General features: G+C 68.7%; 10 protein-coding genes. 8 read left to right on the plus strand and 2 right to left on the minus strand.

What is annotated here, in order from left to right:
- The first annotated feature begins 1 nt into the window (after window position 1).
- The 4 genes from VL15_RS11585 to VL15_RS11600 all read left to right on the plus strand — a co-directional run bounded on the left by VL15_RS11585 (window position 2) and on the right by VL15_RS11600 (window position 4623).
- A complete protein-coding gene (locus VL15_RS11585) occupies window positions 2–1765 on the plus strand; it encodes a chemotaxis protein CheA (protein WP_048245617.1) in 1764 nt (587 codons plus the stop codon).
- 155 nt (window positions 1766–1920) lie between these two features.
- Window positions 1921–2505 carry a hypothetical protein gene (locus VL15_RS11590; protein WP_048245618.1) on the plus strand — a complete coding sequence of 195 codons (585 nt, stop codon included), beginning with the start codon at window positions 1921–1923 and terminating at the stop codon, window positions 2503–2505.
- A gap of 58 nt (window positions 2506–2563) precedes the next feature.
- Window positions 2564–3985 carry a sigma-54 dependent transcriptional regulator gene (locus tag VL15_RS11595; RefSeq protein ID WP_155420189.1) on the plus strand — a complete coding sequence of 474 codons (1422 nt, stop codon included), beginning with the start codon at window positions 2564–2566 and terminating at the stop codon, window positions 3983–3985.
- 131 nt (window positions 3986–4116) lie between these two features.
- Entirely contained in the window at window positions 4117–4623 is a 507-nt protein-coding gene (locus tag VL15_RS11600; protein WP_048245619.1) for a hypothetical protein, read from the plus strand.
- Window positions 4624–4650: 27 nt separating this feature from the next.
- On the opposite strand, the gene VL15_RS11605 is transcribed toward VL15_RS11600, so the two are convergent.
- Window positions 4651–5142 carry a hypothetical protein gene (locus VL15_RS11605; RefSeq protein WP_048245620.1) on the minus strand — a complete coding sequence of 164 codons (492 nt, stop codon included), beginning with the start codon at window positions 5140–5142 and terminating at the stop codon, window positions 4651–4653.
- A gap of 387 nt (window positions 5143–5529) precedes the next feature.
- Here VL15_RS11605 and VL15_RS11610 point away from each other — a divergent pair, with 387 nt between their 5' ends.
- Window positions 5530–6207 carry a response regulator transcription factor gene (locus VL15_RS11610; RefSeq protein WP_048245621.1) on the plus strand — a complete coding sequence of 226 codons (678 nt, stop codon included), beginning with the start codon at window positions 5530–5532 and terminating at the stop codon, window positions 6205–6207.
- A gap of 25 nt (window positions 6208–6232) precedes the next feature.
- Here VL15_RS11610 and VL15_RS11615 read toward each other — a convergent pair whose 3' ends face one another.
- Entirely contained in the window at window positions 6233–7786 is a 1554-nt protein-coding gene (locus VL15_RS11615) for a methyl-accepting chemotaxis protein (protein ID WP_048245623.1), read from the minus strand.
- Between the two features lie 253 nt (window positions 7787–8039).
- Between VL15_RS11615 and panE the strand changes: the two genes are divergently transcribed.
- The 3 genes from panE (at window position 8040) to VL15_RS11630 (ending at window position 11265) form a co-directional block, all read left to right on the plus strand.
- On the plus strand, window positions 8040–8987 hold the full coding sequence (gene panE, locus VL15_RS11620) for a 2-dehydropantoate 2-reductase (RefSeq protein ID WP_048245624.1): 948 nt from the start codon (window positions 8040–8042) through the stop codon (window positions 8985–8987).
- Between the two features lie 258 nt (window positions 8988–9245).
- Window positions 9246–10205 (plus strand): AraC family transcriptional regulator, encoded by a 960-nt coding sequence (locus VL15_RS11625; RefSeq protein WP_048245625.1) that lies wholly within the window; start codon window positions 9246–9248, stop codon window positions 10203–10205.
- A gap of 118 nt (window positions 10206–10323) precedes the next feature.
- Window positions 10324–11265, plus strand: coding sequence for a substrate-binding domain-containing protein (locus tag VL15_RS11630; protein ID WP_048245627.1), 942 nt, complete (start codon window positions 10324–10326; stop codon window positions 11263–11265).
- Window positions 11266–11291 lie beyond the last annotated feature (26 nt).

The following is an 11291-nucleotide window of genomic DNA, read 5'->3' on the forward strand; positions in this document are numbered from 1 at the left end:
AATGAACAGCAACAAGATCAAGGTGGCATGTGCGGCCATGTTCGCGATGACCACGATCGGGGCCCAGGCGCAAACCGCCGATTCGACTTCGAGCGCACAGTCTTCGACGTCGTCGACGGCAGTCAGCCAGGGCGGCGGCTCGAGCATGAACACGAACACCACGAGCTCGCGCGGCGGCAACGCCACCAGCAGCAGCGGGGTTCGCGGCAGCGGCAATTCGAGCGTGAATGTGAACGTGACGATGCCGTCCGGCACGAGCGGCGGATCGAACGTGACGCCGCAGAGCACGAGCGCGCTCCAGACAGCCGGTTCGCCCGGCACCAACCCGTACAACACCCAGTCGTCGGAAAACGTCAACTACTCGGGTACGCAGACGATCAAGACGAACCCGGCCATTCAGGCGCCTGGTCTCACGACCACGCTGTCCGACACCTGCATGGGGTCGGTGAGCGTCGGCGTGTCGTTCCCGGGGTTCGGCGCGACGGGCGGCACGACGCTGGTCGACCAGGCCTGCGTCCGCCGTCTCGATGCACGTGAATTCCGTGCGATGGGCCTGACCGACGTGGCGCTCGCGCTGCTCTGCCAGAGCGACGCGAACCGGCGCGCGGTGGAAGCGACCGGCCACCTGTGCCCGGGCACGACCGCGCCGCTCGCGCGTTCGAATGTCGCGCCCAGCGCCGAAGCGACCGTCGCCGACGACGTGAAGTATCACGATCCGATCGTGCGCAACCGCATGGGCCTGCCGCCGCTCGACGCTGCCGCGCCGGCGCCGGCACAGGCTCGCCCGGTGGCGACGACCGCGGTGCAGGCGGCGCCCATCCCGGTGCCGGTCCCGGTGCCCGTGCCGACGATGGCGCCGGTTGCGGCAGCACCGGCAGTCGCGGCGCCGGCGGTTGCCGCGGCCGCACCGGCAGTTGCTGCACCGGCAGTTGCCGCAGCCGCACCGGCAGTTGCAGCGCCGGCGGTTGCAGCCGCCGCACCGGTCGCCGCTGCCGTGCCTGCTGTTGCTGCCGCACCGGCTGTCGCAGCCGCACCGGCTGTCGCAGCCGCACCCGCAGCTTCGCTCGTACCGGCAGCCGCAGTGGCAGCCGTGCCGGCGGCGGCCGTCATCGCCGCACCGGCGGTTGCCGACAAGGCACCGGAGCCCGCACCGGCGGTTGCCGACAAGGCACCGGAACCCGCGCCGGCGGTTGCCGACAAGGCACCGGAGCCCGCGCCGGTTGTCGCCGACAAGGCACCGGAGCCCGCGCCGGTCGTCGCCGACAAGGCACCGGAACCCGTGCAGCCCGTCGCCGACAAGGCGCCGGAGCCGATGCCGGCCGCGACCGACAACGCAGCGCAAGCCGCTGCCGCGCCGGCTGCTGACCCGACGCCGGCCGCTGCCGTCGTCGCGATGCCCGCAGCCGATGCGAAGGCCGCGGACAGCGCGCCAGCCGCAACCGACGCCGCGCCGCAGGCAGCGGACGCTGCGATGCCCGCGCCGGCAGCCGATGCGAAGGCCGTCGAACCGGCTCCGCAGGCCGCCGTTGAAGCACCCGCACCCGCACCGGAAGCCGCGCAGCCTGCGGTAGCCGACATGCCGGCTGCCGACGCGAAGGTGCCGGACGCGGCCGAATCCGCGGCCGCACCTGCGCAGCCTGCCGATATGCCTGCGTTGTCCGATCCGGCGCAAGGACTGCCGCCGGCCCCGGCCGACCAGCAGGCCGCACCGGCCGCACCGGCCACGCCGGCTCCGGCGGTCGTCTCGACGAGCACGTCGTCGTAAGCATGCGGGTCCGTCTCTCGTGCAACCGGAACACCGGTCGCACGAGAGTCGTTCGGACCCGATGCACGATGGACGTCCCTGTTTGACGGGTGTTGATCCCATCCCCGAGGTCAACACCTCTTTTTGCCCGACGAGGATACAAGGAGGCCTCAATCATGAGGATCTTTTTGGTCGCTCTGCTGCTGATCAGCGCGCAAGCCGCCGCGCAATCGGTGTTCCAGAATCCCGCGGTGTTCGTGATCCTGAGCGAGCAGACTGCCGCGAACGCCGTGAGCGTCCAGCAGGCGCTGACGACGCTCGGCCGCGCCGACAACACGGCATGCGCACCGATGATGATGGTCGGCGACCCTCAGATGATTTACATGATGCCGGAGGAGGGGCACGCGCCGTCGTGGCAATCGCCCGCGTACGGCCGCGGCACGCCGTTCGAAGCGCAGAACGGGCCGGCACCGACCGGCAAGACGATCGGGGCGATGCAGCATGCCGAGGACATGCGGACGCAGCCGTGGAGTGACGGCAGCGCGATTACGCAGAAGATCGCCGGCGAGTCGAGCCTGTCGGCGGCCGACCGGGTGAGCGATTGGCAGCGCAAAGGGCTCAATACGATCGAGACGGCCCGCGCGGAGGATGTGACGGTGAACGGCAAGACCTACCGGGCTTATCGCGAGGATATCAACCGGTCGACGAAGCCGGTCATCGAGCCGCAGATCTACACGCAGCGCGTCGTTTTTTGCCGATAACGAAACGTCAATCCGGCACGAGCTGTTCCGACCTATAACCTTACGCGACGAGGCCATCGTGAACTATTGCTGCCAGATCAGGCTGTCAGGCCCGCAGGACGTCGAACGGGACGCGGGCACTGCACCGTTCGTGGCCATCCGGCGCAATCATGTCGCGCCGTCGCGGCCGCTCGTGTACCTGTCGCAGCATCACGATGCGGCGCTCGTCGACTGTCTCGCGTCGCGCGGCTGGGACGTGTGGCGCGCGAAAACCGTTGCGGACGCACTCAATCTCGTCAAGGCGAACCGCCCGCATGCAGGCATCGTCGATTTCGGCAGCTTCGCGTCGCCCGACGTCGCGTCGTTCGAGGCGCTGCTGCGCGACCCACGCGTCGGCTGGGTTGCGCTCGCCGATGGCGAGCGGCTGCGCGACATTACCGTCGCGCGCCTGATCCGCCATTGCTGTTTCGACTACGTGCGCAATGCGACCGCATACACGACGATCGGCTATCTCGTCGGCCATGCGTACGGGATGCTGAAGCTCGCGGATGGCGACCCGGGCGCGGACGCGGTGCCGGCCGGCGGCACGATGATCGGCTCGTGCGACGCGATGCGCCGGCTGTTCGCGACGATCCGCAAGGTCGCGAACACAGAGGCCACCGTGTTCATCGCCGGCGAATCCGGCACCGGCAAGGAGCTGACGGCGGCAGCGATCCACCAGCAGTCGTCGCGCGCCGACGCGCCGTTCGTCGCGGTGAACTGCGCGGCCATCCCGGCGACGCTGCTGCAGGCCGAACTGTTCGGCCATGAGCGCGGCGCGTTCACGGGCGCGCACCAGCGCAAGATCGGCCGCATCGAGGCCGCGCACGGCGGCACGCTGTTTCTCGACGAAATCGGCGACATGCCGTTCGAGAGCCAGGCGAGCCTGCTGCGGTTCCTGCAGGAAGGCAAGATCGAGCGGCTCGGCGGACACGCGTCGATTCCGGTGGACGTGCGGATCGTGTCGGCGACTCACGTCGATCTCGAGACCGCGATGCAGATGGGGCGGTTCCGCGCCGACCTGTTCTACCGCCTGTGCGTGCTGCGTATCGACGAGCCGCCGCTGCGCGCGCGCGGCCGCGACATCATGCTGCTCGCCGATTACGTGCTGCGGCGCTATCGCGACGACTGTTCGCACCGGATTCGCGGCTTCATGCCTTGCGCGGTCGAGGCGATCCACAACTATCCGTGGCCCGGCAACGTGCGCGAGCTGATCAACCGGATCCGGTTCGCGGTCGTGATGACGAACGGCCCGATGATCTCCGCCGCCGATCTCGAGCTGCACCAGTACACGTCGCGGCAGCCGCCGACGCTGGCGGAAGTGCGCCGGCAGGCCGAGCGGCACGCGATCGAGGAAACGCTGCTGCGCCACCGCCACCAGCATGCGGACGTCGCGGCCGAGCTGGGTATTTCGCGCGCGACGCTGTACCGCCTGATGACCTCGCACGGGCTGCACGGCTGACGCGCGTTGGCGCGCATCCGCTCAAGACCGTGCGGCGGCGGCCGTTAAGACAGGAAACGGCCCGTCCGGACCGCCCGCGCATCGACGCGCGCGCGGCCGCACGCGGCGCATCACGCTTATCCGAGGTTATCGTGTCAGAGTGCAGTCACTGCGGCAGGACGTTCCTGGTCGGCGGGCGGTCGATCGACGGCCACCGCTATTGCAGTCCGGCGTGCGCGCAAGCGCATCCGATCGTCGTCGAGGCCGAACGGGTGCCCGACGAGAAGGTTCGGCTGTATGTCGACGACTGGCGATACGGGCCATGCCCGATCTGCCTGCGCGAGGGAAATCCGGTCGATGTCCACGCGTCGCATCGTGTCGTGTCGCTGGTGTTCGTCACGCGCTGGGCGACGCGTCGTCACGTGTGCTGCCGCCGCTGCGGCCGCAAGAAGCAGGCGGCCGCGCTGCTCGCGTCGGTCACGCTCGGCTGGTGGGGGCTGCCGTGGGGCATCGTGCTGACGCCGATCCAGCTCGTGCGCAACGCGCTCGGGCTGGCCGCGCGCGATCCGGAGGTCGCGACGCAGCAGTTTGAGCAGCTCGTGCGGCGCAAGCTGGCGGCGCGCCGGCTGCAGCGCGAGCGGCAGGGCGCCGGCGCCTGATCCCGCGCGCCGGCGCGCCGCGCCCGGTCAGGCCGGCCGCTCGAAGCCCGAGGCGACCCAGCGCTCGGCGCTGGCCTTGGTGAGCTTGAAGCCGGCGGACACCTTTGCTTCGGCCAGCAGCTCGCCGTACGGATCGAATGCCTTGAGCTGCGCGTACGGCTCGAATTCGTCCGGCACGATGTCGAGCGTCACCGACACGTCCTGCCCGTCCTCGCCCTGAACCGCGACTTCCTTGTGCAGCATCGCGCGCCGCTGCTGCTCGTGCCGCATCAGCACCTCGGTCGCGGTCTTCACGAGCGTGCGGAACGCGTTCGCGTCCATCGGCTTCGGGTTCTTCTTGTCGCGGCCCATGGTCCACGGCCCGACGAGCGCGGGCTCGGACTCGCCGTCCTTGATCATCTCGACGGCCCAGCCGTCGTCGTCTTCGTTCTTGATGATGCGGGCCGTCCAGCCGTTGTCGCGCCAGAGGCCGTGTTCGTGGATGGAGGTGTCGTCGGATTGCAGATCGGATTCGGTCATGAGGAGCGCGAGAAGGTCGGGCAGCCGGCAACAGGGCGGTGGCGCGCGGCCGGCATCGGCGCAGCGCTCGCCGCCGGTGACCCGGAATGGCAGCAAAGGCCGCAATTTTACCTGTTGACCGGCCGCATGGCCCGCGCGGCGCGCAACGCCGGCCGTTTGGCCGATGCCCGCGGCCGTTGGGCACCGGTCGCCGGCCGTTCGAACCCGCGCAAATATCAAACTCGTATTACGTCCCCGACGGCCGATCCATATACCGTCCGATATCCCGCCCGCGCCCGGCTCCATAGAATCGACGTTCGGGATAAAAATATCCCGAACGTCCTTTCAACGTCGAACCGGCCGCGTGCGTTCCGCATTGCACGGCCGGTGAACAACCAGGAACCGCGTATGAGGAAATTCAATGTTCGCATCGTCTTCGCGTACGACTGGCCGCTGACGCTGGCCGGCATCGAGCAGGTCGCCGGCAGCGGCTGCGCGATCGAGCTCGTCGCGGTCTACCGGAGTGCGGCCGAACTGGTGGCGTCGCTCGGCGGCGTCGACTGCGACATCGTGCTGGTCGACTATGCGATCCGCGGCGACGAGCGGATGGACGGCCTCGCGCTGTTGGACTGGCTGCGGCGCACGCGCCCGAACGCCGGGATCGTCGCGCTGGTCGCGAACGAGAACCCGCTGATCTTCCGGTCGATCCTCGCGATCGGCGGCGTGAGCGTCGTCAGCAAGCTCGACGACGTCGGCCATATCGTCACGGCGATCCATGCGAGCTACAGCGGCGGATGCTACCTGTCGCCGTTTGTCAGGCGCGCGGTCGACGCGCTCGACGAGGGCGGCGAGGCGCCCGTGAAGCTGTCGGTGCGCGAGATCGAGGTGATTCGCCTGTATCTGTCGGGCGTGCCGATCAAGACGATCGCGCAGCGCCTGAGCAAGGGCAAGCAGACGGTCAGTGCGCAGAAGATCAGCGCGATGAAGAAGCTCGGCGCGAACAACGACGTCGAGCTGATCCAGCGGGCGGCCGGGCTGGGGCTCGGCACCGGCGCGGCCGTGCCGCGGGCCGGCGGCGTGGCGTGAGCACGCGCGTGCCGAGGCGCCGCCGTCAGGCCGGCAACGCGAACCGCGTGACGGCGTCGCGCAGCGCTTCGGCCTGATCGCGCAGCGAGTGCGCGGCGGCGGCGGCCTCTTCGACGAGCGCCGCGTTCTGCTGCGTGACCTGGTCCATCTCTCCCACCGCGCGATTGACCTGCTCGATTCCCGCGCTCTGCTCGCGCGACGCGTGGCTGATTTCGTCGAGGATCTCGTTCACGCGCCGCACCGACTGCACGAGCTCGGTCATCGTCTCGCCCGCGTGCGTGACGAGCGTCGCGCCGTGCTCGACGGTCTCGTTCGACGACACGATCAGCGACTTGATCTCCTTCGCGGCCGTTGCCGAGCGTTGCGCGAGCGAGCGTACTTCGGCCGCGACCACCGCGAAGCCGCGGCCCTGTTCGCCCGCGCGCGCGGCTTCGACCGCCGCGTTCAGCGCGAGGATGTTGGTCTGGAACGCGATCCCGTCGATCACGCCGATGATGTCGCCGATCTTGTGCGAACGGTCGGTGATCTCGTTCATCGTGCGCACGACATCGTTGACCACCGTGCTGCCGCGCGTCGCGACCTGCGCGGCCTCGCCGGCGAGCGACGCGGCCTGCGCGGCGCTGTCCGCGTTCTGCTTCACATTCGCGGTCATCTGGTCCATGCTCGACGCGGTCTGCACGAGCGCGGCCGCCTGTTCCTCGGTGCGCTGCGACAGATCCGTGTTGCCGGACGCGATCTCGCTCGCGCCGACGTTGATGTTCTCGGTGCCCATCCGCACGCGCGACACCATGTCGATCAGCCCGCCCTGCATCGTGTGCAGCGCATGCAGCAGGCTGCCGCGATCGTCGTGCTTCACGGCGACGCGCGCGGTCAGGTCGCCCTGTGCGATGCGCTGCGCGGCGTCGAGCGCATCCTCGAGTTCGCCGCCGAGGCTCGCGCGCACGCTTTTCAGCACCAGCACCATCACGGCGGTCGCGAGCGCGCCGAGCACGGCCGTCATCGCGAGCCAGCGGCCGATGCTCTCGAGCACGGCCGAGCGCACGTCGTTCATGTACATGCCCGTCACGAGATACCAGTCCCACGGCGCGAAGCGCTGTACGGCGCTGGTTTTCTCCTGCGGCTTGTCGGCGCCCGGCTTCGGCCACAGATACTCGACGAAACCCTTGCCGCCTTCCACGTTGCCGGCCTTCACGATCTCGACGAACAGGTGCTTGCCGTTCGGATCGGTGAAATTCGACACGTCCTTGCCGTTGAGGTCCGTCTTGATCGGGTGCATCACGATCACGGGCTTCGAGTCGTTGACGGAGATGTAGCCGTCGGCGCCGTGGCGCATCGCGGCGATCGCTTCGAGCGCCTTCTGCTTCGCGTCGGCTTCCGGTATCGCGTTCTGCTGCGACAGCTTGTAGTAATGGTCGGTCACGCTGGCGGCTTGCGCGACCAGCGACGCGAGCTGGTCGCGGCGGTCCGTGATCATCGATGCGCGCGTCTGCCACGCGCCGAGCCCGGCGATCACGAGCAGGCCGAGCCACAGGATGACGATCATCGAGGCGAGTTTCTGATTCAGGGAAAGGTTGCGCATGGTGTGTGGTCGGTCAGTCGAGGATGCTCGCCAATACGGCGTGACGGGATAAGTGTCTTGACGGCGCGCGCGGCGCATCGCCGTAGACGGGTAATCCCTTAGACGCGGCGCGGCTGCCCATGCCTGCGACGTCGGCACGGGTATCTATGCATATGCATAACGGGCGTCGCTATACTGTCGGGGCGATTGCGCGCGCGTGGCGCCCCGGGGCGGGCGGCGGCGCGGCGCTGAACGAAACCGAAAGGAGGCAACGATGCGAATTCTGGTGGTGGGGGCCGGCGCGGTCGGCGGATATTTCGGCGGACGGCTGGCCGCGGCGGGGCGCGACGTGACGTTCCTGGTGCGCGACGGCCGCGCGGCTGCGCTGGCACGCGACGGGCTGCTGATCCGCAGTCCGCGCGGCGACCTGACGCTCGCGAACGTGCAGACCGTGCGCGCGGGCGATGCGGGCGCCGGGGTCGCGCCGTTCGACCTCGTGCTGCTGAGCTGCAAGGCCTACAGCCTCGACGACGCGATTCTCTCGTTCGCGCCGTTCGTCGGGCCGCAGACGCTGATCCTGCCGATGCTCAACGGCATGCGTCACCTCGACGTGCTGCGCGACCGGTTCGGCGCCGCGCAGGTGCTCGGCGGGCTGTGCGTGATCGCGGCGACGCTCGATCGCGAGCAGCGCATCGTGCACCTGAACGACACGGCCGGGCTGTCGTTCGGCGAACTCGCCGGCGGCGAATCGCCGCGCGTGCGCGCGGTGGCCGACGTGTTCGATGGCGCGGGTTTCGACGCGACGCTCAGCGACGACATCGCCGCGCGGATGTGGGAGAAGTGGGTGTTCCTCGCGACGCTCGCCGCGAGCACGTCGCTGTTCCGCGGCTCGGTCGGCGACATTCTCGCCGCGCCGGACGGCCGCCGCCTGCTGGAGACGATGGTCGGCGAATGCAGCGCAATCGCCGAATACAACGGCCAGCGGCCCGACCCGGCGGCCGTCGAGCGGATGCAGCAGATGGTGCTGACGCCGTCGCCGCTGACCGCATCGATGCTGCGCGACGTCGAGAATCATGCGCGCGTCGAAGCCGATCATGTGATCGGCGATCTGCTCGCGCGCCGCGACCCGCAGGCGGCCGACGCGCTGTCGTTGCTGCGGATCGCGTACAACCACCTGAAGACGTACGAGGTGCGCACGGCGCGCGAGCACGCGGCGGCGTAAACACCGGCGCGGGCGTATCGCACGGCCGGGCGGCCGCCCCGGCACGTTCCGCGCTGCACAAATTTGCCATCTGGCGCCGTTTACGGGCGGAAAGCGCAAAAAAGTATCGAAAATCAGGCGTAAAGTTGGTGGAGCCGCGCGCTCGATCGACCTACATTGCTTCCCATGCGACCGGTCGCGTCGCCGCGCGAAACACGCGGCGCACGCGCGAACAGCCGAACAGGCCGGCCAGCGATACATGGGAATGGAGACGCCAAGATGATGCACCCCGATCTCGAAGTGGTCGAAGTGCGACGCGACGAGTCGTTCAAGGTCTGGTCGCACGGCTATCCGTATCGCACGATCCGCTGGCACTTCCATCCCGAATTCGAATTGCATCTGATCGTTGCGACGCGCGGCAAGTATTTCGTCGGCGATCACGTCGGCTCGTTCGGCCCCGGCCATCTCGTGCTGCTCGGCCCGAACCTGCCGCACAACTGGGTCAGCGACATGGCCGAAGGCGAAACCGTCGAGCGCCGCAATCTCGTGATCCAGTTCGATCCGGCGTTCGTGCGCCGCTGCATGGACGCGTTTCCCGAATGCCGCGATGCGCAGGCGCTGCTCGACGATGCGCGGCGCGGTGTCGGTTTCGACGAAGCGACGAGCGCCGCGATCGCGCCGCTGTTCGACGAACTGCTGGCGGCGCGCGGCATGCGCCGCATCGCGCTGTTCATGACGATCCTCGAGCGGCTGTGCGGCGCCGACGAGCGCACGCTGCTCGCGAGCCCCGCGTACGACCAGGCCGATGTCACGCCCACGCGGCTCAGCCATGCGCTGTCGTATATCGGCAAGAACCTCGCGTCCGAGCTGCGCGAATCCGATCTCGCGCAGCTGACCGGGCAGAGCGTCAGCGCGTTCTCGCGTGCGTTCCATCGCCAGACGGGCATGCCGTTCGTGCAGTACGTGAACCGTCTGCGGATCGAATCCGCGTGCCAGATGCTGCTCGCCGACGATACGAGCATCACCGATATCTGCTTCCAGGCCGGCTTCAACAACGTATCGAACTTCAACCGCCAGTTCCGCGCGGTGAAGGGGATGGCGCCGTCCGAATTCCGCGCGCTGCAGCGCCTGAACGCGCGCAGCCGCGAACTCGCGCTGCATGCGGCGCCCACCGGCAACCCGATGCCGCCGCGCGTACTGACACCCGGCGCGCCCGAACTCGCGCCGCAGCCGGGATGATCGCCGGGCCGCCGCCCACCTGAGTTTTCCACGCCGTTTTACCCAGCCGATCGCGCCGCCCGCGTCGCGAGGGGCTTGCTCACCCACGAAAAAGCCTTATACAACCGGAGACACCGTCATGACGCATGCATCGCCCGCCTCATCCCCCCGCCGCGCCGCCCGCATGGCGGCCCTTGCCGCGCTCGCCGTCGCGGCCTTGCTGCCCGCCGCCGCGCATGCCGCGCCGCTGCGGATCGGCATGACGTTCCAGGAACTGAACAACCCGTATTTCGTGACAATGCAGAAGGCGCTGACCGATGCGGCCGCAACGATCGGCGCGCAGGTCGTCGTCACCGACGCGCATCACGACGTCAGCAAGCAGGTGAGCGACGTCGAGGACATGCTGCAGAAGAAGATCGACATCCTGCTCGTGAACCCGACCGATTCGACCGGCATCCAGTCGGCGATCACGCAGGCGAAGAAGGCCGGCGCGGTGGTCGTGGCCGTCGACGCGAACGCGAACGGGCCGGTCGATTCGTTCGTCGGCTCGAAGAATTACGACGCGGGCGTGATGTCGTGCGAATACCTCGCGAAGGCGATCGGCGGCAGTGGCGAGGTCGCGATCCTCGACGGCATTCCGGTCGTGCCGATTCTCGAACGCGTGCGCGGCTGCAAGGCCGGGCTCGCAAAATTTCCGAACGTGAAGCTCGTCGACACACAGAACGGCAAGCAGGAGCGCGCGACCGCGTTGTCGGTGACCGAAAACATGATCTCCGCGCACCCGAACCTGAAGGGCCTCTTCAGCGTGAACGACGGCGGCTCGATGGGCGCGCTCGCCGCGATCGAGGGTTCCGGCAAGGACATCAAGCTGACGAGCGTCGACGGCGCGCCCGAGGCGATCGCCGCGATCCAGAAGCCGAACTCGAAGTTCATCGAGACGACCGCGCAGTTCCCGGCCGACCAGGTGCGCATCGCGCTCGGCATCGCGATCGCGCGCAAGTGGGGCGCGACGGTGCCGAAGGCGATCCCGGTCGACGTGAAGGTCGTCGATCGCGGCAACGCGAAGGGCTTCAGCTGGTGAACGACGTGCGACACGACGCGAAGGGC

The sequence above is a fragment of the Burkholderia cepacia genome (assembly GCF_001039005.1).
GTDB lineage: Bacteria > Pseudomonadota > Gammaproteobacteria > Burkholderiales > Burkholderiaceae > Burkholderia > Burkholderia theae.

Coding starts and splice junctions, on each gene's coding strand:
- VL15_RS11590 (WP_048245618.1), top strand. CDS start 1,921: ATGAGGATCTTTTTGGTCGCTCTGCTGCTGATCAGCGCGCAAGCCGCC.
- VL15_RS11605 (WP_048245620.1), bottom strand. CDS start 5,142: ATGACCGAATCCGATCTGCAATCCGACGACACCTCCATCCACGAACAC.
- panE (WP_048245624.1), top strand. CDS start 8,040: ATGCGAATTCTGGTGGTGGGGGCCGGCGCGGTCGGCGGATATTTCGGC.
- VL15_RS11615 (WP_048245623.1), bottom strand. CDS start 7,786: ATGCGCAACCTTTCCCTGAATCAGAAACTCGCCTCGATGATCGTCATC.
- VL15_RS11630 (WP_048245627.1), top strand. CDS start 10,324: ATGACGCATGCATCGCCCGCCTCATCCCCCCGCCGCGCCGCCCGCATG.
- VL15_RS11625 (WP_048245625.1), top strand. CDS start 9,246: ATGATGCACCCCGATCTCGAAGTGGTCGAAGTGCGACGCGACGAGTCG.
- VL15_RS11585 (WP_048245617.1), top strand. CDS start 2: ATGAACAGCAACAAGATCAAGGTGGCATGTGCGGCCATGTTCGCGATG.
- VL15_RS11610 (WP_048245621.1), top strand. CDS start 5,530: ATGAGGAAATTCAATGTTCGCATCGTCTTCGCGTACGACTGGCCGCTG.